This window comes from Chishuiella changwenlii (assembly GCF_900142565.1).
Classification (GTDB): domain Bacteria; phylum Bacteroidota; class Bacteroidia; order Flavobacteriales; family Weeksellaceae; genus Empedobacter; species Empedobacter changwenlii.
On record NZ_FRBH01000016.1, the window covers coordinates 20,815 to 41,999 of the forward strand.

Annotated in this window: 20 protein-coding genes; 13 read left to right on the forward strand and 7 right to left on the reverse strand. The window is 28.9% G+C overall.

The genetic code is table 11. From position 1 onward, the window contains the following. Window positions 1-197 precede the first annotated feature (197 nt). Entirely contained in the window at window positions 198-1,145 is a 948-nt protein-coding gene (gene trxB / locus BUA86_RS15470) for a thioredoxin-disulfide reductase (protein ID WP_072934062.1), read from the reverse strand. A 71-nt stretch (window positions 1,146-1,216) separates the two neighbouring features. After that, a complete protein-coding gene (holA, locus tag BUA86_RS15475) occupies window positions 1,217-2,227 on the reverse strand; it encodes a DNA polymerase III subunit delta (protein WP_072934063.1) in 1,011 nt (336 codons plus the stop codon). Between the two features lie 3 nt (window positions 2,228-2,230). Here holA and BUA86_RS15480 point away from each other — a divergent pair, with 3 nt between their 5' ends. Beyond that, on the forward strand, window positions 2,231-2,680 hold the full coding sequence (locus tag BUA86_RS15480) for a type I restriction enzyme HsdR N-terminal domain-containing protein (RefSeq protein WP_072934064.1): 450 nt from the start codon (window positions 2,231-2,233) through the stop codon (window positions 2,678-2,680). 60 nt (window positions 2,681-2,740) lie between these two features. Here the strand turns inward: BUA86_RS15480 and can are convergent, their stop codons facing one another. After that, window positions 2,741-3,382 carry a carbonate dehydratase gene (can, locus tag BUA86_RS15485; RefSeq protein ID WP_072934065.1) on the reverse strand — a complete coding sequence of 214 codons (642 nt, stop codon included), beginning with the start codon at window positions 3,380-3,382 and terminating at the stop codon, window positions 2,741-2,743. A gap of 201 nt (window positions 3,383-3,583) precedes the next feature. Then, a complete protein-coding gene (locus BUA86_RS15490) occupies window positions 3,584-3,931 on the reverse strand; it encodes a hypothetical protein (protein ID WP_143147347.1) in 348 nt (115 codons plus the stop codon). A gap of 190 nt (window positions 3,932-4,121) precedes the next feature. Here BUA86_RS15490 and BUA86_RS15495 point away from each other — a divergent pair, with 190 nt between their 5' ends. The 9 genes from BUA86_RS15495 to BUA86_RS15535 all read left to right on the forward strand — a co-directional run bounded on the left by BUA86_RS15495 (window position 4,122) and on the right by BUA86_RS15535 (window position 15,770). After that, window positions 4,122-4,961, forward strand: coding sequence for a hypothetical protein (locus tag BUA86_RS15495; protein WP_229731947.1), 840 nt, complete (start codon window positions 4,122-4,124; stop codon window positions 4,959-4,961). 194 nt (window positions 4,962-5,155) lie between these two features. Then, window positions 5,156-7,042 (forward strand): S9 family peptidase, encoded by a 1,887-nt coding sequence (locus tag BUA86_RS15500; protein WP_072934067.1) that lies wholly within the window; start codon window positions 5,156-5,158, stop codon window positions 7,040-7,042. A 155-nt stretch (window positions 7,043-7,197) separates the two neighbouring features. Then, the gene (locus BUA86_RS15505; RefSeq protein ID WP_072934068.1) at window positions 7,198-7,890 is read left to right on the forward strand and encodes a hypothetical protein; all 693 of its coding nucleotides are present in this window, start codon (window positions 7,198-7,200) and stop codon (window positions 7,888-7,890) included. Between the two features lie 79 nt (window positions 7,891-7,969). Then, the gene (locus BUA86_RS15510) at window positions 7,970-10,150 is read left to right on the forward strand and encodes an ATP-binding protein (RefSeq protein WP_072934069.1); all 2,181 of its coding nucleotides are present in this window, start codon (window positions 7,970-7,972) and stop codon (window positions 10,148-10,150) included. A 3-nt stretch (window positions 10,151-10,153) separates the two neighbouring features. Continuing rightward, window positions 10,154-10,708 (forward strand): biliverdin-producing heme oxygenase, encoded by a 555-nt coding sequence (locus tag BUA86_RS15515; RefSeq protein ID WP_072934070.1) that lies wholly within the window; start codon window positions 10,154-10,156, stop codon window positions 10,706-10,708. Between the two features lie 176 nt (window positions 10,709-10,884). Continuing rightward, window positions 10,885-11,268, forward strand: a complete 384-nt coding sequence (locus BUA86_RS15520) for a copper resistance protein NlpE (RefSeq protein ID WP_143147348.1) — start codon at window positions 10,885-10,887, stop codon at window positions 11,266-11,268. A 92-nt stretch (window positions 11,269-11,360) separates the two neighbouring features. Continuing rightward, complete coding sequence (locus tag BUA86_RS15525; protein WP_072934072.1) at window positions 11,361-12,794, forward strand: S41 family peptidase; 1,434 nt, start codon at window positions 11,361-11,363, stop codon at window positions 12,792-12,794. A 143-nt stretch (window positions 12,795-12,937) separates the two neighbouring features. Continuing rightward, entirely contained in the window at window positions 12,938-15,100 is a 2,163-nt protein-coding gene (locus tag BUA86_RS15530; protein ID WP_072934073.1) for a S46 family peptidase, read from the forward strand. 100 nt (window positions 15,101-15,200) lie between these two features. Next, window positions 15,201-15,770: a sugar O-acetyltransferase gene (locus BUA86_RS15535; RefSeq protein ID WP_072934074.1), complete on the forward strand. Its 570-nt coding sequence runs from the start codon at window positions 15,201-15,203 to the stop codon at window positions 15,768-15,770. 126 nt (window positions 15,771-15,896) lie between these two features. On the opposite strand, the gene BUA86_RS15540 is transcribed toward BUA86_RS15535, so the two are convergent. The 3 genes from BUA86_RS15540 to BUA86_RS15550 all read right to left on the reverse strand — a co-directional run bounded on the left by BUA86_RS15540 (window position 15,897) and on the right by BUA86_RS15550 (window position 18,228). Next, window positions 15,897-16,658, reverse strand: a complete 762-nt coding sequence (locus BUA86_RS15540) for an SDR family oxidoreductase (RefSeq protein WP_072934075.1) — start codon at window positions 16,656-16,658, stop codon at window positions 15,897-15,899. 79 nt (window positions 16,659-16,737) lie between these two features. Beyond that, complete coding sequence (locus BUA86_RS15545) at window positions 16,738-17,298, reverse strand: Crp/Fnr family transcriptional regulator (RefSeq protein ID WP_072934076.1); 561 nt, start codon at window positions 17,296-17,298, stop codon at window positions 16,738-16,740. 132 nt (window positions 17,299-17,430) lie between these two features. Then, a complete protein-coding gene (locus BUA86_RS15550; protein ID WP_083580406.1) occupies window positions 17,431-18,228 on the reverse strand; it encodes a sulfite exporter TauE/SafE family protein in 798 nt (265 codons plus the stop codon). A gap of 224 nt (window positions 18,229-18,452) precedes the next feature. On the opposite strand from BUA86_RS15550, the gene BUA86_RS15555 reads away from it, so the two are divergent. The 3 genes from BUA86_RS15555 to BUA86_RS15565 form a co-directional block, all read left to right on the forward strand. Continuing rightward, window positions 18,453-19,127, forward strand: coding sequence for a response regulator transcription factor (locus BUA86_RS15555; RefSeq protein ID WP_072934077.1), 675 nt, complete (start codon window positions 18,453-18,455; stop codon window positions 19,125-19,127). Continuing rightward, window positions 19,124-20,407 carry a sensor histidine kinase gene (locus BUA86_RS15560; RefSeq protein ID WP_072934078.1) on the forward strand — a complete coding sequence of 428 codons (1,284 nt, stop codon included), beginning with the start codon at window positions 19,124-19,126 and terminating at the stop codon, window positions 20,405-20,407. Before BUA86_RS15555 ends, BUA86_RS15560 begins: the two co-directional genes overlap by 4 nt. Before the next feature lie 269 nt (window positions 20,408-20,676). Then, window positions 20,677-21,185: phosphatase PAP2 family protein (locus BUA86_RS15565; protein WP_244891560.1), on the forward strand; the 509-nt coding region annotated here is incomplete at its 3' end.

Below are 21,185 nucleotides of genomic sequence, written 5' to 3' on the forward strand. Positions count from 1 at the left end.
AAATATAAATACTAAACTAACTTGTTTGCGCTTTAGTAATGTTATTTTTACTCTAAAGTTATCTTAAAATATTCTAAATGTGCCAAGGATTGTAGCGACATCCTTTGTGGAGTAAGTATATAGGAAAGCCTGCTTGGGCGTCTATAAAAAAAGCTACCTCAATAGAGATAGCTTTTGATATATGAAAGTGTTGTTTTTTAAACTTCTTCAAAAAATTCTGCAACATAACGCTCTGCATCTAAAGCAGCAGCACATCCAGAACCAGCAGCAGTAATAGCTTGTCTGTAAACAGAATCTTGTACATCACCAGCAGCAAAAACTCCAGGGATATTTGTACTATATGAACGATCTTGAGTAATTAAATAACCAGTTTCGTCCATTACCAATTTACCTTTAAATAAATCTGTATTTGGCTTGTGACCAATAGCGATAAAAACACCATCTACAATTAACTCTTTTTCTTCGTTAGATTGATTGTCGATAATTTTAGCTTTTTCTACCACATTATTTCCTTCTAAACCAATTAATTCGTGGTGATATAAAACCTCTAAATTTGCAGTATGCTCAACTCTATGTTGCATTGCTTTAGAAGCACGCATTTCATCTTTACGAACTAATAAATAAACTTTTTTACAAAGCTTTGCTAAATAAGTTGCTTCTTCTGCAGCAGTATCTCCACCACCAACAACAGCAACGTCTTTACCACGGTAAAAGAAACCATCACAAGTAGCACAAGCAGAGACTCCGCTACCAGCATATTTTTTCTCGTCGTCTAAACCTAAATATTTAGCAGTTGCACCAGTACTAATTACAATAGATTTTGCAACATATTCCGCAATATTTGTTTTTACAGTATGTGTATCACCTTGTTTATCTCCGAAAATTACTTCTGTTACATACTCGTATTTTATTTCTGTACCAAAACGTTCTGCTTGTTTTTGTAAGTCAGCCATTAATTCTGGTCCAGTAATACTTTCTGGATATCCTGGGAAATTCTCAACTTCTGTTGTTGTTGTTAATTGTCCACCTGGCTCCATTCCTGTTAAAATTAACGGACTCATGTTTGCACGTGCAGCATAAATTCCTGCTGTATAACCTGCAGGTCCAGATCCTATAATGATAACATCTCTTACGTTATTTTCCATTGCGAGTTCTTATTTTTTTACAAATTTAGTTCTTATTTTTCTACTATTTATGATGTAATTATTTCAAAAAATTATAGATGCATAATTTTATACACTAATTCTATTAATAATTGACTTGATGTTACACTTCCTGTTGTACCAACACCTTTTCCTTTCATATCATATTCTCTAATAAAAGAGATAATTCTTGTTGCTTTTTTTAAAGGATAATTACCTGCAGCAGTTGTCATTCCTTGTACAAAATAAGGGTTTATTCCTAATACTTTTGCCAAGTTTTGTTTAGATTTATCTGCTGTTACATGTACCTGAATAATATTGGTAAACAAATTGAAAATTGTAGTAATTGAAACCACATAAGGATTGTCTTTCGGATTTTTCTCGAAATATTTAATAATCTTATATGCCTTTTCTATATTCTTAGTTTCTATAGCATTCCTCAACTCGAAAACATTATAATCTTTACTAATTCCAATATTATCTTCTATTAGTTTTGGTGTAATTGTTTTATCATCGTTAGCAATTGTAAACAGCTTCTCTAATTCATTGTTTAATCGAGATAAATCTGCACCAACATATTCCGTCAACAAAAATTTTGCTTTGGGTTCTATTTGGAAATTATTTTCGGTTACTTTTTGTTCTATCCAAGCAGGAAGTTCGCTTTCGTAAATCTTTTTAAACTCAGTATAAAACCCTTTTTCATTTAAGAGTTTATATACTTTTTTTCGTTTATCTAATGTATTTCCTTTGTAATTGATGATTAGTATAGTAGAATCCTGAATCTGATTTACATACATTTCCAGTTGATCTATTGTTCTACTAAGATGTTGTGCTTCTTTTACAATAACAACAGCTTTGTCTGCACCCATAGGGTATTGACGTGCCATTCCGATTAATTGTCCAACTTCTACATCTTGTCCATAAACAATTGTTTGGTTAAACCCTTTTTCTTCTTCGTTTAGAATAGATTTTTCTAATAAATCTGTTACTTGATCAATAAAAAATGGCTCATCGCCAGCCAAGAAGTAAATCGGTTTATAGTTTTTGTTTTTTATATCTTTGATTAAAGATTCTACAGGACTCATACAATGACTGAATTAGTACAATTAAATTTTTCCGAAAAATACCAAATAAGATTGAAACAAGCCCAAGATAAATTATATATATTTTGCTTGATTAGAAAAAAATGGTTTGTCTATACACCAGAAGAATGGGTTAGGCAACATGTACTGAATTATTTAATAACAGATTTGGGGTATTCTACTTCTGCAATTGCCTTAGAAGTTATTGTTCCTATTACTGGAATGAAGAAACGTGCGGATATTGTAATTTATCAAAAAGAAAAACCATTGATAATGGTAGAATGCAAAGCACCACATATTGGGATTACACAAGCTACTTTTGATCAGATCGCACGTTATAATATTATTTTAGGAAGTCAGTTTTTGATGGTGACAAATGGTTTAAATCACTTTTATTGTATGATGGATTTTGAACAAAAACGTTACAATTTTCTAAAAGAACTACCTAAAATTTAATATTTAAGACTAACGTTTAACCTAATTTTACTTTGTTAAACGCTAGTCAAAAACTAATTTTTATTTAATATCTAACTGAAATACAGTTTCTAAATCATCATTAGAATCTAATGTTACATCTAAATCTTTAACTAATCCAGATCCTACACCATACACCCAACCATGGATATGTAATTCTTGTCCTTTTGCCCAAGCATTTTGTACGATAGAAGTTTTTGCTAAATTATAAACTTGTTCTATTGCATTAATTTCTACAAAACGATCAAATTTTTCTTCTTCATTTTCAATAACATCTAATTCAGCTTTATTAAAACGGTAAGAATCTTTTATGTGACGAATCCAGTTATCTATTAAACCTACAGAAGCATTTCCCATTGCAGTTTTTACACCTCCACATCCGTAGTGTCCACAAACAATAACCTCTTTTACTTTTAATACGTTTACTGCGTAATCTAAAACAGACAGCATACTCATATCAGAATGCACAACCATATTCGCAATGTTACGGTGTACAAACACTTCTCCTGGTTGTGCACCAATAATTTCGTTTGCAGGAACACGACTATCTGCACAACCAATCCATAAAAGTGGAGGTTGTTGACCATGTGCTAGTCTGTTAAAAAATTCTGAATCTAAATTTAATTTTGATTCAACCCATGCTTTATTATTATCTAAAATTTGTTTGTAATAATTGTTTGCCATTTTGTTGCTTTTTAATATTTTGTTTGATTTTGTGTTGGTTTATAGTGTGTATAATGCTTTTATCTTTAATGCTTTATATTAAAAATAAAAGTACACCAAAAAGTTAAACACATTCTCTTTGTAATGTGTTTTTTTGAAATTTAATTTTGAGTCCCTTAACAATTCTTATTCCAATTCGGAATAAATGAGATTAAAAATTGATTAAGATAAAAATTGAGGAGGTGGAGTTGTAACTCTACTATTAGTAAAATTATACTTTTTTGCGTGATGAAAATCGATAACTAAAGTTAGTTGGCTATTGTAAAATCTAAATGATTTTATCTGATGATAAAAATGCATTTTCTCGGTAATTTCTTTAGCAGAATTATTATTTTCTTCTTCTGAAGAGGTTTGAGAAAATACTTTTTTTGATTTTTTTTGATGAGAAACTTTACTTTCTAGCTTCATTTGGTAATCCATATAACCAGCAATCCCTTGCATACTAGTGCTAAAAACTAATAAGAAAGTAAAAAAAATGCCGATAATATGTGTTGCTAAGTTGCTGTTCATACCGGAACAAAAATATAGGAATAATTTTAATTCTAAAATGCTTTAAGGCTATTTTAATAAATGTTTATAGTTTTATTAAATAGTCTATGGTTAATTTTATTGATTTTAAATATCAAATCATATTATTTTTATATCAAAAATCATGTTTGCGAATTATTTTAAAGAATAGCTTTGCATAAAAATTCAAGATTTGAAAAAATATATCAATTTATTATTCTTATTTGCGTTTGTTGCAGTAAGTTTTGGACAAGGGAAAAATAACAAGGGAAAATTTTATGTTTATTGGGGATGGAACCATGCTCAGTATACTAAATCTGATATTCAATTTAAAGGAGATGGTTACGATTTTACATTAGATAATGTTGCAGCTCATGACCGTCAAACTGCTTTTGGAATGAAATATTTCAATCCAAGTTCTATGACAATTCCACAATATAATTTTCGTTTAGGATATTTTATTTCTGATAATTGGAATATCTCTTTTGGGATAGATCACATGAAATATGTAATGGATCAAGATCAAACAGTAAAAATGAATGGACACATTAATACAGGTTCTGAATTTGATGGTACATACACAAATGCAGATCAGAAATTAACGGAAGACTTTTTAACTTTTGAACATACAGATGGACTTAACTACGCAAATTTAGAAATTCGTCGTTTTGATAATCTTGTTCATTTACCTATCTCTAAAAATGGAAAAGGAATAGATGTAAATATTACAGAAGGTGTTGGTGCAGGTATTATGTATCCAAAATCTAATGTAAAATTATTAGGAAGAGAGCGTAATGATGAATTCCATTTAGCAGGATTTGCAACAGCAGCAATGGTCGGAATCAACTTTACTTTTTGGGACTACTTCTTTGTACAAGCAGAGCTAAAAGGTGGGTATGCTAACTTAAGTGATATTAGAACTACAGCAGACAAATCTGACAAGGCAAAACAGAATATTGTATTCTCTCAACAAAACCTAGTGTTTGGAGCAATTATCCCTGTTTTTACTCATAAAAATAAGTTAAATTTTTAATTAACATATTCAAAATAAATTATTTAGTTTAATTTTGAGTGTAGATTAAATTTTTTTAAAAAATCAATTAAGGCATCATTTGTTCACATTATTAGTGAATAATTGATGCCTTTTTTATGCTGTTTTGTAACGCTTTCTAAATTAAGAATTACTATTTTTACAACTAGTTTAGAATAAAAGTTTAAGAAATCGATATGAATAAAATTACTCTACTGGTTGCAAGTATTTTGGTAACTACAACAGCAATGGGACAAAAAGTAATGACGCCAGAACTTCTATGGCAAGTAAAAAAAGTTTCTCCGATCGGAGTTACAAAAGATCAAAAGAATTTAATTTATAAGGTAACTTCTACAGATGTTAAAACACAAGAAGATACTTCAAAAACTTATATGATTTCTTTGGCTGGAGGAAAAGCTTCGGAAGTACAAGATTATAAAACTTTGTTAGATGATAAGTCATTAAACAAAGATCAGAAATATAAAGCTGAAACAGATAAAGTAAAATTAGAAAAAGTTTTTGGTTCAGATTATTATCCAGCATTTGACAAATCAAATGTTCAGATTTATGATGCATTAAATTACAGACATTGGGATACTTGGAACGATGGTAATTATGAGCATTTATTTGTTTCAGAAAATAAAGATAATGCAACTAAAGTAGATGTGTTAAAAGATGAACCTTTTGCTGTTTCAGAATTTGTATGGACACCAGATGGGACAAAAGTTTTATATGTTTCTAAAAAGAAATCTGGAACAAACTATGCGTTAAGTACAAATACAGATATTTTTCAGTACGACTTAGTAACTAAGAAAACAACAAACATTACAGAAGGAAAAATGGGTTATGATAATACACCAAGTTTTTCTTCTCAAGGAGATTTTGCTTTCTTAAGTATGGAGCGTGATGGTTATGAAGCAGATAAAAACGATTTAATTGTTCGTAAAGGAGATATAGAAATTAATCTTACAAAGAATTGGGACGGAACTGTACAAGGCTACAAATGGAGCAATGATGGGAAAAAAATCTATTTTAACGCTCCAGTAGGAGGAACTATTCAATTATTTGAAGTTGATGTAAACTTTAAAGCAAAAAAACTACCTACAGTAAAACAAATTACAAAAGGAGATTTTGATATTGCAGATTTAAAAGAGATAGTTGGTAATAAAGCTATTGTAACTAAAACAGATATCAACCATGCAGCAGAAATTTACAGTGTAGATTTAAAATCTGGTGCATTAACTCAATTAACAAATGAGAATAAAGAAATATTTGAATCTATTGCATTGAGTGATGTAAAAGCAAGAAAAATAAAAACAACAGACGGAAAAGAAATGCACGCTTGGGTAGTTTATCCACCAAATTTTGATCCGAATAAAAAATACCCAACTTTATTATATTGTCAAGGAGGACCACAATCTGCATTAACTCAGTTTTATTCTCCTCGTTGGAATTTCCAATTAATGGCAGCGCAAGGATATATTGTTATTGCACCAAATCGTCGTGGAATGCCAGGACATGGAGTAGAATGGAACGAACAAATTTCTAAAGACTGGGGAGGACAAGTAATGCAAGATTATTTGGCTGCTATAGATGATATATCAAAAGAGTCTTATGTAGATAAAGATAGAAGAGGAGCAGTAGGAGCTTCTTACGGAGGATATTCTGTTTATTATTTAGCAGGAATTCACGAAGGTCGTTTTAAATCGTTTATTGCGCATAACGGTGTTTTCGATTTAAAATCGATGTATGGTACAACAGAAGAAATTTTCTTTACAAACTGGGATGCCGGAGGTGCTTGGTGGGAAAAAGATAACAAAGCTGCACAAAAAACATACGCACAATTTGATCCTAGTAGTACAGATTTAGTTAATAAATGGAATACGCCTATGTTAATTTACGTTGGAGGTAGAGATTATCGTGTACCAATGGGACAAGGACAAGAAGCTTATCAAATTTTACAGTTAAAAGGAATAAAATCTAGATTTATCTATTTTCCAGAAGAAAATCACTGGGTTTTAAAGCCTCAAAATTCTGTAATATGGCATTCAGAGTTCTTTAAATGGTTAAAAGAAACATTATAAATAGACTATAAAACACAACTTGAAAAAGTTGTGTTTTTTTATTCGGTTGAACTGTAGTTGATTATAAAAACTAGTTGCGTCATATTTTTATTTAATTTTGTTTAATAGAATAAACGTTGTAAATTCATTGACGCAAGTCAAAACCATATTATAAAATGAGTAAGGAAAATAACAAAATATATATATCAAATAGTCCATTTACAAACGGTCATAAGATAGTAGATTTTGTTTGGAGCGCTCGTCTAGATGAAGACTTCGAGCTATGGATGGATTTCCATTTGGAAACCGATAAGTATGACGAAGAAGAAGAATACAAAGATGATTTAGATGAAATAGATGATATTTCTGAGGAAAATGCAGAAAAACAACTATGGATTAACTACGATCATTGTACAATTTCTAGTACATTCTGGAATAATAAAGGAATTAAAATAGAAAATTTTAAAGATTTAGACTTTAATAACTTAAATAATAAAACAATTTTAGTTGATGAGTTACCAGTTGATTTAGAAAATACGAAAGATTTAGCTTTCGGTATTTCAATGCTTGGTAACGATACAATAGCAAATCACGAGATTACTTTTATAGATACAAAAGAAGTAGGTGTTTTCGATATAAAATGGAAAGGTAAAATTGCCAATACATATTTAGGAGAAACAGATTTTGATTATGATTTTTATGTTTACATGAAAAATATAAGATTTGCAGGAATAAAGATTAACCCTAACCTAGAGAAGAAGCAAGTAGTAGAATTTTTTAAATCAAACTCAATTCATTTTGTTGATTTTGAATTAATTGATGCAAATGAATTTGAATTAGAAAATTATGTAATTAAACTAAAAAAATAAGGTAAAATTAATCTTCATTATTGTTAAGTCGTATTATATTTGCGTTTAGCCTATAGTGTTTTTTAAAACGCGTATTAATATGACAAATGAAATCATTCAAAATTGTGAAGATGAGAAAATACAATTTCTTAACGAAGTACAGAATTTAGGTTACTTAATTGGAATTGACCAATCATCTCATCAAATAAAATTTGTTTCTAATAATATCAACGAGATATTTGATAGAAACCCATCAGAATTAATTTCTTTAAAATTAGATGAGGTTTATAACTTCGCTCTAAACTTATCCGCAATTTATAGTTTAGAAAGTGGCGAATTTTTAAGAGAGTCTATCACCATTAATGGTAGAGATTTTCATAAAACTATTTACACCGTAAACAATTTTATTTACATAGAGCTAGAAGAGTTAATTATTTCAGAAAATAGAATGTTTTACTACAATACTTCTGAACAAATTCTTTTCTCTAAATCTAAGAATGATATTTGGGAAGCCCTTTTATCTGCGGTACAAAAGATGATCGGCTATGATCGTGTAATGTTATACCAATTCTTGGAAGATGATAGTGGAATCGTCATTAAAGAAAAAGTAAATAATAAATTAGATTCTTATAATGGACTTCGTTTTCCTGAATTTGATATTCCTCAACAAGCCAGAAAATTATATTTAAAAAAGAAAAGTAGACTTGTTGCAGATGTTGATTCACCAAGAGTAAAAATTATTTCTCAGACCAATTCTCCTATAGACTTAACATATACTTCGATTAGAGCATTATCTCCCGTTCACATAGAATATGTTAAAAATTCTGGAGCAAAAGCCAGTTTTTCAATTTCTATTGTGATAGATAATGAACTATGGGGATTAATTACTTGTCAAAATTCTACTGCTAAGAATATTCCGTACCAAATAAGATTACAATGCGAGCTATTATCGAGACTAGCGAGAATAACTTACGTTAATTTTAAATCGACAGAACAAATTGAATTTCAGAATAAGTTTAGTGAAACAGCTATAAAACTTAAAGAAAATTTATTAGTAGAAGAAAATTTAAAAGATTCGATTTCTAAAAATCTAAAACCAATTTTTAAATTAACAGAAGCCGACGGAATGGCTTTTATTTATAAAGATACGGTTATAAAAGATGGTGAAACTCCACCAGACGATGAGATTATACGTATTAAGAATTGGGCAAAGAAAAATAATATAAAAAACTTCTATCATTCAAATTCTTTCAAAAAAACATTCGGAGAAGAATTAAATCTTTCATCTTCGTCAACAGGTGTAATGTTTAGTTTTTTAGATCAATTCAATAAAAATTTTATTATTTGGTTTAAGAAAGAAGAAAACTTAAAATTAAATTGGGCAGGAGAGCCACAAAAATATCTTAAAGAAAAGTTAGATGATAAGGGAAATCCAATCTCTTATTTTTCACCAAGAAACTCATTTAAATTTTGGCAAGAAGAGGTTGTAGATCGTTCTTTTATCTGGAAAGAGAATGAAATTTATGTAGCAAAAGAAGTTATAAAACTTGTAATAGAAACGCTTCATGTACAATCTTTTAAAATTCACAGTTTATACGAACAATTAAAAGAGATTAACGAAGAACTGGATGCTTTTTCTTACACAGTTTCTCACGATTTACGTACGCCTTTGACGGTTATGAAATTAAATTGTCAGATGCTAGAAAGAAAACTAAATGAGAACCCAGAAAATTCTAGTCAAGTAAAAAGTGTAATCAAAGAAATTGATAAGATTACAGAAATGATGGAAGAGATTTTAGCATTAAGTAAAGCAAAAAAATCTGAAATCGAATTAATTGAAATTAACTCGGAAGAGGTGATTAATAAAATTGTAAATGACCTTAAAGTCTATTACAATGCAGAAACTACTGTTATTAATATCGGAAGTATTAGAAATGTTTTTGCCGAGAAAACAATGGCTTATGAAGTCTTTCTAAATATTATTGGTAATGCTATAAAATATTCTTCAAAAGAAACAACGCCAGTAGTAACAATATCTTCTACAGACGATAAGAATTACATCTGTTATAAGATTACAGATAATGGAATTGGTATTAAACAAGAAGACCATGACAAAATGTTTAAATTGTTTAGCAGAATGTCCAATACAGCAGATATAAAAGGAAATGGAGTAGGGCTAACAATTGCTCAAACCATGATGAGAAGAATGGACGGTGAAATTTCTTTTGAAAGTAAAGAGGGAGTGGGAACAACTTTCTCATTAAAATTTAAAAAACCTTAAACAATGTTGACAAATTATTTAAAAGAGAATACAGCAGATTTTCATAATGAAATTGAAAGTAAATTAGAATCAAAAAAATTATTCGAAGGAACTTTTTCAGATGAAAATTATTACAAGATGTTACGAGTTAATCATCTATTTTTAAAAGAATACGAAGATAAAATCAAAAAATTATTAACGGTTAAAGATTTTGGAATTTTACACCAAACAAATTTTGATAAATGCCGATTAATTGAAAAAGATTTATCAGAATTAAACTTAACAGAACTAGAACCTCAAAACGCATCTGAATTAGAGGATAGAGCAGAAGCTTTCGGAGCACTTTATGTTATAGAAGGCTCTATGTTAGGAGGAAATGTAATTGCAAAAACATTAAAAAAATATCCTAGTTTAAAAGATAAAAGTTTTAATTATTTTGGTCATTATGGCGAAAAATTAGGACAAAGTTGGAAAACTTTTTTACGTTACATTAATGAAGAGTTTACGACAGAAAAAGAACAAAGTCAAGTAATTGCTGGAGCAAAAAAAGCATACGAAGATTTAATACGTTTTGCTTAATTGTAATGAAGAATAAATTTCTTGTAAGATTTTTTATAGCATTTATTCTGCTTTTATATTCTACATTTTCGTATTTTATAAATACAGATTTTGATATGTCAATCTTCTTTATCTGTGCACTTATTTACCTTTTTATATTTTTTGATTTCTTTTTTCAAATTTATAAATCGATTAAAGTGAAGTATACAGATAAAGTTAGAAATTATCTGTGTATTTTTTATGCTTTAGTATTGATAATTGTTTTTATAAAACCTAGAGGAATTATCGATTTTGAAGAGTTAGGAAGTAAAATTATTCTTACAGGTTTTTATGAAGGCGTAGCTAGCTGCACAACAACATTAAAACTTAAAGAAAACAATACATATAGATTAAATAGTATTTGTTTTGGTAGTGATACTAAGATAGGGAAATATGTAATACGTAACGATTCTATTTTCTTCGATAAAAAAGATGATATACCATACAGTTTTGGTGTTATTGATGGTAATAGTTTGGATTTGTATTATAAAGAATCTTCTGAAAAATATAATTATTTTAGTTTAATGATAATTAAAAATTAATAAGACACCATTAGGTGTTTTTTTATTAAAAATATCTCATTTAATAAAAATATATTTTTATGTTTGTTGCAATTAAAAATAATTAACACAAGATGAAATTAATTGTAACAACTTCTCTATTTATAATAGGAAGTTTATTTCTGCAAGCACAAAATTGCGACTGTAAAGCTAATTTTTTATGGTTAAAAAAAACATTCGAAGAGAATGATGCAGGTTTTGCTCACATATTAAAAAATAAAGGAGAAAGTGTTTATCTACTACACAATCTACAAACAGAAAAAAAAGTTGAAAAAATAACGGACTACGACCTTTGTCAACAAGAATTAACTAATTGGGTTTATTTTTTTAGAAAAGATCACTTTAGAGTTATTACGACACAAAAAGGACTTCAAAAACAAAAAGAATTAAAGACTTATAGCCCTTTAGTCGAAAAAAGCATTCAATTAAAATCTTTTAAATCTTATTTATCTTCTAAAAAGACAGATGATATAGAAGGAATTTGGAAAACAGGTAAGAATACAATTGCTGTAAAGAAAATTGGAAATGATTTTATAGGAACAGTAATAGAAGCAGCTTCAACTTCAACATTTAAGGTTAACGAAGTTGTTTTTAAAGTAAATAGCGATTTAAGTAAAGGAACTTATTACTTACAAAATTATAAACCGGTAGATACAGATGCTATTCATTATTTTGGTCAAAATTTATTACAAGTAGGTAACAGCTTTTTCGAAAGAACTTTTCCTGTATATCCGTATTCAGAAAAGACGAAAGAGTATTTAAAGCTGAAAACAGATAACAAACCATTTGGTTATAAAAGAGATGAGAATACAGTATACATACATATTCCTAGTTTTCATCAAAATAAAAAAGATATAGATAGTATCTTTCAAGCATTAAACAAAGAAATTACTTCTACGCCCAATCTTATTATAGATGTAAGAGATGCACAAGGAGGTCAGGACAGAAACTTTTTAGCAATTACACCATACTTATATACAAATCCTGTAAGAAGTGTTTTAGCAGAATTTTATTCAACGGAGAAGAATAATCAATTTATAAAAGATGCTGCAAGTGATCCTGATTTAGATGAGGATTCGAAAAAGTTTTATGATGGAATGATTAAGAAATTAGAAAATAATTTAGGCAAATATGTCAATATCTTTTCAGAGGAAAATGTATCTATTCTAAAAAAGGATAGAGTTTTTCCTTACCCAAAAAATGTTGGAATTATTATTCACGAAAATAACTTTAGTACAACAGAAGAATTTATCTTAACAGCTAAACAAAGCCGAAAAGTAAAGTTTTTTGGTCGAAAAACAGGTGGTGCGTTAGATGTTTCGAATATGATAGAAACAGAATCACCAACGGGAGATTTCATTCTTTCTTATTGTATTTCTCGTTCTTTCCGTATACCAGAAAACACGGTAGATGATATGGGAATTCATCCAGACTTTTATTTAGATAAAACTGTTCCAGAAGATGAATGGGTAGATAAAGTAACCGAAATTATGAATTATTGGAAATAAATTTAAAACGCTCAACTTTGAGCGTTTTTTTATTGAATAACATCTATTATTGACTTTCCTACATAACATAAAATTACAATCATTAGGAGAACTAATAAGAATCCACTATTTTAGCGTTTCGTAAAATTGAAGACAAATAAAAAATGAGAAAAATTTTATTATCCACACTTTTAGTGGTTATGCTTTTTCCTTTTAAAGTAAAGGCGGACGAGGGAATGTGGTTCTTGATGTTCATAGAACGATTGAATCAGAGAGATATGCAGAAAGAAGGTTTGCAATTAACTTCAGAAGAAATTTATAGCATTAATAATAATTCTTTAAAAGATGCAATTGTTCAGTTTGGTGGAGGTTGTACAGCCGAAATGGTTTCTGGACAAGGATTAGTTTTAACAAATCACCACTGTGGTTATGGTTCTATTGCAGAATTATCTGCACCTGAGCATGATTATTTAAAAGATGGTTTTTGGGCAAAAGATAAAAAAGAAGAATTAAAACCTAAAAGTTTAAAAGTTCGCTTTTTTGTTCGTATGGACGATGTTTCTAAACGAATTTTAGGAGTTGTAAACGATAAAATGTCTGAGGCTGATCGTGAAAAAGCGATTAACCAAGAGATTGCAAAAATTGAAAAAGAAAATAACGAAAACGGAAAATACGTTGTTTCTGTTCGTTCATTTTTTCAAGGAAACGAATATTACTATTTCGTATACCAAGATTATGAAGATGTACGTTTAGTAGGTACACCTCCAAGTTCTATTGGAAAATTTGGTGGAGATACAGATAACTGGGAATGGCCACGTCATACAGGAGATTTCTCTATGTTCCGTGTTTATGCAGATAAAGATGGAAATCCAGCACCATATTCAACAGAAAATGTTCCATTAAAACCAAAACATCATTTACCAGTTTCATTAAAAGGTTATCAACCAAATGATTTTGCTATGATTTTAGGTTACCCTGGTCGTACTAATCGTTGGATGCCTGCACAAGGAGTTGCTCAAAATGTAGAATTTGCTTATCCTGCTTGGGTAGAGGCTTCTAAGGTAACTATGGATCAGATGAAAAAATACATGGAGAAAAGTCAAAAAGTAAATATTGACTATGCTTCTAAGTATGCTGGTGTTGCAAATTACTGGAAAAACCGTGATGGAATGATTGAGGCTTTAAAACTTCATGGAACTGTTGCTAAAAAAACAAAAGAAGAAGAGAAGTTTAATAAGTGGGCAAACAAGTCTAAAAATAAAGCTGAATACGGAAATGTTGTATCAAGTTTAAATGACTATTATGCGAAAACAAATTTAGATGCTCGTCATAATAATTACATCAATATTTTATTACGTTATTCTACTTTAGCTAGTGCGCCATATTCTATAGGTAAAGCTTTAGAGGTTTATGCTGATGCTAATGATGCAAAACGTAACGAGTTACGTCCACGTATTCAGAATGCAATAAATACATATTACGAAAAAATGTATTTACCATTAGAGAAAGATTTATTAACGGCTCAACTTAATTTATATACTACAAAAGCAAAAGAAGCTGGTTTAGCTCCTTATGTTGCAGAGTTAGCACAGAAAAACAATAACAACTTTACAGCATTTGTAAATGATGCAGTTGAAAGAAGTTTCTTTGCAGATCAAAAACAAGTTGAGAATTTCTTAATTTCTCCAGATGTAGAAGTACTTAAAAAAGATCCATTGTATGTTTTATCGAATGCATTGGTAGAAAGAGCTTCTAAAGAAACAGAAGAGCAAAAAGCTTCAGCAGATGTTTATGCTAAAAACTTCCGTTTATTAGTAAAAGGATTACGCGAATCTAAAATTGGAAATATCCTTTACCCAGACGCTAATTCAACTTTACGTTTAACTTATGGTTCAGTAAAACCTTTACCAAAAAGTACAAATCCAAAACGTCAACCAGATGTAGCTTCTAACTATTTCACAACATTAGAAGGAACTGTTGCAAAACATATTGCTGGTGACGAAGAATTCGAAAATCCACAACGTTTGTTAGATTTAGCAAAAGCTAAAGATTACGGACAATATGCAGATAAAGACGGATATTTACATATCAACTTCTTATCTAATAATGATATTACAGGAGGTAACTCTGGTTCTCCAGTAATGAATGGAAAAGGAGAATTAATCGGTATTGCTTTCGATGGAAATATTGAAGCAATGGCTGGTGATGTTATTTTCGACGAAAAATTACAACGTACAATTTCTGTTGACATTCGTTACGTGTTATGGGTTGTCGACCGTTTCGCCGGAGCAACTAATATTATTGATGAAATGACAATTGTTAAGTAATAATCAGCTTATAAGTTGATACTTATTAAAAAGACTATTTTATATTAATGTATAGTATAAAATAGTCTTTCTTTTTTCGCAAAAATTTAAAAAAGTAAAGATGACAGAGAAAGATAAAATGTTAAAGGGGCTTGTTTATAATGCAAACCATGACGAGGAGTTAATTAATGAAAGAATTGCTTGTAAAGAGTTATGCGAACAATACAACAAAACAAGTTATTCGGATTTTGACAAAAAAAGAGAACTTATAAAAGAAATTGTAAAAACAGCAAAAGGAACTTTTTTAGTAGAGCAACCTTTTTATTGTGATTATGGATATAATATAGAAATTGGAGAAAATTTCTATTCTAACCATAACTTAGTAATATTAGATGGCGCTCCTGTTATTTTTGGTGATAATGTTTTTATAGGACCTAATTGTGGTTTTTACACTGCTGGTCATGCTATTAATGCAAAAGAGAGAAGTGAAGGATTAGAATTTACAAAACCAATTACGGTAGGAAACGATGTTTGGTTAGGAGGGAATGTTGTTGTAATGCCAGGTGTAACAATAGGAGATAGCTCAATTATTGGTGCAGGAAGTGTTGTTACGAAAGATATACCTAGTGGTGTTATAGCAGTTGGTAATCCTTGTAAAGTCTTGAGAGAAATAGATGATGAAGATAAATAACCGAATATTATATTAGAATCATTTGCTTATAAAAAATCCCAAAAAGATAATCTTTTTGGGATTTTTTATAATGAAGTTTTTTTTAACTTTCAACAACTTTAATTTAATTATCCTTTTTAATACATTTTACCAAGGAATTTCACCTGTTTCAGGATTAGTTTCTTCACAGAAAAATTTTCCTGTTACACCATCATTTTCAATTAATACATATTTTATAATTCTTTTTGCAGCATCTTCAACAGTACCTGTACCTAAATTATTATTAAAATCTGTTTTAGTAAAACCTGGACTTACAGCATTAATTCGGAAATTAGTGTTCTGAAATTCATATGCTAAATTTACTGTGTACATGTTAAGAGCTGATTTGGAAGATAGATAAACAGCACCTTTAAAGTGATAATATTTGTAATTAGGATCACTGTGTAAAGTAATAGAACCTTGACTAGAACTTACCATAACAATTCTTGGTTCGTCCGATTTTTTTAATAAATCTAAAAAAGCCTGTGTAACTCTTATTACACCATATACATTGATATCATATACTTCCTTAAAAACATCTACACTTGTATCTGCAGCAGTTTGTGGAATAAAGTTACCCTCTACATCAAATTTACCACCAGAAATCCCAGAATTATTAATTAACACATCTAATACTTCAGTTGATTTACCTATTGCTTCACGAGCATTTTTTACTGAATTCTCATCTGTTACATCAATCTGTATTGTTTCTACATTTTCTAGTCCTTCGGCCTTTAATTGTTCTACAGCTTTTTGTCCGTTTTGTAAATTACGGCTTCCAAGGTAAACATAGAATCCTTGTTGTAATAATTGTCTTGCAGTTTCAAAACCAATACTTTTATTGGCTCCTGTTATAAATACTGTTTTCATTTTTCTTTATTTTATTTTGATAAAGCAAAGTTGTATCAAAATAAAATGGAGTTATTTACCATTTGGTAAAAAATGAAATTTATCTAATATTCTTTCTAATTCTACTTAAAGATTGTTGAGTAATACCTAAATAAGAAGCGATGTAAGCTAATGGAACTCGATTTGCAAGTGTGGGAAATTTTTCTAAAAAAGTTAAATAACGTGTTGTTGCATCTTCCGAAACTAAAGAACTTCTTCTGTCTAACTTTTCTACTAAAGCTTTCTGAAAAATTTTATCAGTAATAGTATCCCAACCAACAATTGTATTAGAAAGATCATTCCAATCTTTCTGAGAAAAGACAATCAGTTTACAATTCGTAATGGCTTGTATATATTCTGTCATTGGTTCTCCTTTGTAAGGATTGGTCATTAGATGATTTTCATCTACAAAGTATTTAGTAATTTCTTCTCCTTTGTTATTGTAATAAGAAATACGTAAAATACCTTCTAAAGTAAAAACAACATGATTAAACATTTTTCCAGGTTCAATAAAATATTCATCCTTTTTTAGTTGTAGTTCAGTTGTTCTATTTTTAATTAGCTCAATTTGCTGTTGGTTTAAATTACCAAAAAGCAATAAGTAATTTATCAGTTCTTCCATTATACAAAATTAGTAAAGCTAATTTTGTGAAAATTTACCAAATGGTAAAAAATATTGTTTAATAAGGGAACTATTTAACATTTAGCGAATTCTCTTTTTTAAATAACTTTATTATTATTCCATTAACAATCATTAAATTATAAAATGTATTTTGTCTAACAACATTATAATTTTATCCTGTTTTATAATCTCTTGATAAGAAGTAAATAATAAACTAACACCAGAAATAACCATAGCTATATATCCAATCTTTTTAAATAAATTTTCACTAAACAAAGGAAGTATATACCTTACACTTATAGAAGAAACTATTGTAGCAAGACTTATAGAAAGACCTATATACAAGGCTGTTTTAGAATATAAACCAAGTGATATATAAATAATAAGCTTTATAAGATGTAGAAAGACTTCGTTTGCAGCACGTGTGGCAACAATTTCTTCTTTTGTTAAACCATATTTTAAATAAAATCTATTAAACAATAATCCAACAGCACCTGTAATTCCAGAAAAGAAACCCGCAAAGAATCCTATAATTGCTAATATAGATTTAGGATACATTTTACTCGAGTTCTCATCGTTTTTAGAAGATTTAAAAAGTTGAGGAATATTACCAATTAAAAACAAAGCAATAATAAATTGTAAATATGTTGGATTGATATATTTAATTAAAAAAGCACCTAACAAAACAGATGGAATTGAGAAAGGAACAAACCAAAGAAATATTTTCCAATTTATATGTTTTTTAAAAACGGCTATTCTCGATACTGAGCTTGTAAATGTTCCTATCGTTAGCGAAAAAGGAACAACAGATGTAGGTAATAGTAAATTAAGGATAGGTATAAGTATAAGACTTGCACCTCCTCCACAAATAGCACTTAACCAAAATGCTAAAATAGTTCCAGTAAATAATAATATTAAGTTTAAAATCATTTTCTTCTAATTTGATGACAAAGTTGTATCATGATTTAGAAGAAATTTTGAACTTAACTTCGATATGGATAGTTCGTTACTTTTTAGTATTTTTAATTGACAAGTGTATATATAATCTTATTAATCAAAAATTTTGAAACCCGAAAGGAGAATCAAAAACTAAAATTCTAAATTTCTTCTAAATTGCAGTTGTAATTTGTAAGCGTTAAAGACATCATACGAGCATGAAAATATTAATAATAGAAGATGAGGTAGAACTTGCTAAAAGCATGGAAGAATATCTTTCAGAAGAAAATTATTTGTGCGAAATAGCATTTTCTTTTAAAGAAGCAATGGATAAAATATTTACGTTTAATTACGATTGTATTCTTTTAGATATTACACTTCCTGATGGGAATGGACTTAAGATTCTCGAAGAATTGAAAAAGGAAAATAAGCAAGATGGTGTTATTATTATTTCTGCAAAAAACTCGATAGACGACAAAATTAAAGGACTGCATATTGGGGCAGATGATTATTTAACAAAGCCTTTTCATTTATCAGAACTTACCGCTCGTATTTATTCTTTGATAAGAAGAAAGCAATTCAATAATTCGAATATAATTATTCAAGACGAATTAGAAATAGATTTGCTTGCAAAGACTGTCTCATTCAATAATAAATTAATAGAACTAACAAAAAAAGAATTTGATTTACTGATTTATTTTATCGGAAATAAAAATAGAGTATTATCTAAAAGTACTTTAGCAGAACACCTTTCAGGAGATTTTGCAGATATGCTAGATAATCATGATTTTGTATATGCACATGTAAAAAATCTGAAGAAGAAATTAATAGATGCTGGATGTAAAAAATATATAAAAACAGTATACGGAACAGGATATAAATGGCAAGCATGAAAAACTTATTACAAAAATCCATTCGTCAACTTACAATATTTGCTTTTGTAGTTTTTGCACTTAGTGTTCCGTCATATTTTTTATTAGTAGACTGGATATGGCTAAAAGAGTTAGACGAAAATAATAAACTTATTGCGCAAAGAATAGAAAATGAATTTAATGAGCAAAAAATAAGTGAGGAAACTTTAGCAGCAAACATTAAATTCTGGAATGAAATACAACCTGTAAGTAGAATAGAATATGCTACAAAACCTTTAGAAAAAGATAGTTTATATACAGCTACTAGACAAAATATATATGAGAGTAAAGAATCTATAGAACGTTTTAGAGGTTTAAAAACACCCATTAAAATCAACAATCATAATTACGTATTAGTTGTAGAAACAAATGTTGAGGAAACGGAAGAAACAGTAGGTTATATTGCAATGGTTACTTTATTGTTTTTCTTAATTTTAGTAATAGGTTTTTGGGTATTAAATAGAAGACTTTCTAAAAAATTGTGGGCACCTTTTCAAGATACTTTATCTAAACTGAAAGCCTTTAACTTAAGTAGTCAAAATAAAATTTCTTTCTTAGAAACTGATACAACAGAGTTTGTTGAATTAAATGAAACCCTAGATAAACTATTAGAAAATAGTATTAGGATGTATAAAAATCAGAAAGAATTTACAGAAAATGCTTCTCATGAATTACAAACGCCATTGGCAGTACTAAAAAATAAATTAGATATTCTTTTACAAAGTAAAGATTTAACAGAAAAGCAGTATCATATTGCAGAGGAAATGAATAAGGCTTTGATAAGAAGTTCTCGAATAAATAAGAATCTTTTATTACTTTCTAAAATAGAAAATAGTCAATTTGATAGTTCCGAAACTGTTGATTTTGGTCATTTAGTTCTTCAAACAATGGAGAATTTAGAAGAACACTTTAAAGAAAAAGATATAAGTCTAATCTCAAATATAGAGTCAGAGGTTAAGGTTAAAAGTAATAGTGTTTTAACAGAAGTATTAATTAATAATTTGATTATTAATGCTATTCGACATACGTCTTATGGAGGAGCAATAACAGTAGAATTATCGAAATCAAGTTTTAGTGTCAGAAACTCTGGAATAGAAATGCTTAATCCTGATTTATTATTTAAAAGATTTTCTAGGATGTCTGTAGATAATAGTGGAAGTGGTCTTGGTTTGTCTATTGTGAAGGAAATAACGAAATTTCAAAATTGGAAAGTTTCTTATAGTTTTGAAAATAACGAACATATTTTTACAATTGTTTTTTAAGGGATTTATAAAATTCTAAATTTCTTCTAAATTGGTTTTGACATTTGCTATTCAATAAATAGTAAAACATGTATACCAATACTAAAATTATTAATAAGGTTAATAATAATTTTTTAAGATTAAATTTATTTTTATTCCTGGCGCCTGTATTTTTATTAATAGTGATCTTTTTATTTCTGCTAAGTAATAATGCTTTAAATATTGAAAACTATATAGGAATACAAAAAGGAAGCTTCTTTTATATTAATCATGTATTAGGACAGTTTCCAATGATTCAATATAATTTGACACAATTTGGAGATGCCTTTGTATTTCTTTCTCTTTTAACAATTTTAATCATTCATGCACCCAAAATTTGGGAAGCTTTAATTTGTGCTTCTTTGGTATCAATTGTTTTTTGTAGCCTTTTCAAAAAACTATTTTCAGTACCACGACCAGCTGAGGTGCTTAATCATAATAGTTTTGTTATTGTTGGAAAAACATTGTTAGGTCATAATAGTTTGCCATCTGGTCATTCTATGACCGTTTTTACGATTCTTACTATTTTATTATTTGCATTTATGCCAGCTGAAAAATATAAAAAAATAATTTGGACAATCTCTGTTCTAATGATTGGCTTAGTGTTAGTTTTTACTAGAGTAGGCGTAGGTGCTCATTATCCTTTAGATGTTATGGTTGGAAGTATAATTGGTTATATTTCGGGGCTTTTAGGCATATTTATTTGTAGAAAATATAGTTTGTGTCAATGGATTGGTAACAAGAAAATCTATCCCTTTTT

Coding starts and splice junctions, on each gene's coding strand:
- trxB (WP_072934062.1), bottom strand. CDS start 1,145: ATGGAAAATAACGTAAGAGATGTTATCATTATAGGATCTGGACCTGCA.
- holA (WP_072934063.1), bottom strand. CDS start 2,227: ATGAGTCCTGTAGAATCTTTAATCAAAGATATAAAAAACAAAAACTAT.
- BUA86_RS15480 (WP_072934064.1), top strand. CDS start 2,231: ATGACTGAATTAGTACAATTAAATTTTTCCGAAAAATACCAAATAAGA.
- can (WP_072934065.1), bottom strand. CDS start 3,382: ATGGCAAACAATTATTACAAACAAATTTTAGATAATAATAAAGCATGG.
- BUA86_RS15490 (WP_143147347.1), bottom strand. CDS start 3,931: ATGAACAGCAACTTAGCAACACATATTATCGGCATTTTTTTTACTTTC.
- BUA86_RS15500 (WP_072934067.1), top strand. CDS start 5,156: ATGAATAAAATTACTCTACTGGTTGCAAGTATTTTGGTAACTACAACA.
- BUA86_RS15505 (WP_072934068.1), top strand. CDS start 7,198: ATGAGTAAGGAAAATAACAAAATATATATATCAAATAGTCCATTTACA.
- BUA86_RS15510 (WP_072934069.1), top strand. CDS start 7,970: ATGACAAATGAAATCATTCAAAATTGTGAAGATGAGAAAATACAATTT.
- BUA86_RS15515 (WP_072934070.1), top strand. CDS start 10,154: ATGTTGACAAATTATTTAAAAGAGAATACAGCAGATTTTCATAATGAA.
- BUA86_RS15525 (WP_072934072.1), top strand. CDS start 11,361: ATGAAATTAATTGTAACAACTTCTCTATTTATAATAGGAAGTTTATTT.
- BUA86_RS15530 (WP_072934073.1), top strand. CDS start 12,938: ATGAGAAAAATTTTATTATCCACACTTTTAGTGGTTATGCTTTTTCCT.
- BUA86_RS15535 (WP_072934074.1), top strand. CDS start 15,201: ATGACAGAGAAAGATAAAATGTTAAAGGGGCTTGTTTATAATGCAAAC.
- BUA86_RS15540 (WP_072934075.1), bottom strand. CDS start 16,658: ATGAAAACAGTATTTATAACAGGAGCCAATAAAAGTATTGGTTTTGAA.
- BUA86_RS15545 (WP_072934076.1), bottom strand. CDS start 17,298: ATGGAAGAACTGATAAATTACTTATTGCTTTTTGGTAATTTAAACCAA.
- BUA86_RS15550 (WP_083580406.1), bottom strand. CDS start 18,228: ATGATTTTAAACTTAATATTATTATTTACTGGAACTATTTTAGCATTT.
- BUA86_RS15555 (WP_072934077.1), top strand. CDS start 18,453: ATGAAAATATTAATAATAGAAGATGAGGTAGAACTTGCTAAAAGCATG.
- BUA86_RS15560 (WP_072934078.1), top strand. CDS start 19,124: ATGAAAAACTTATTACAAAAATCCATTCGTCAACTTACAATATTTGCT.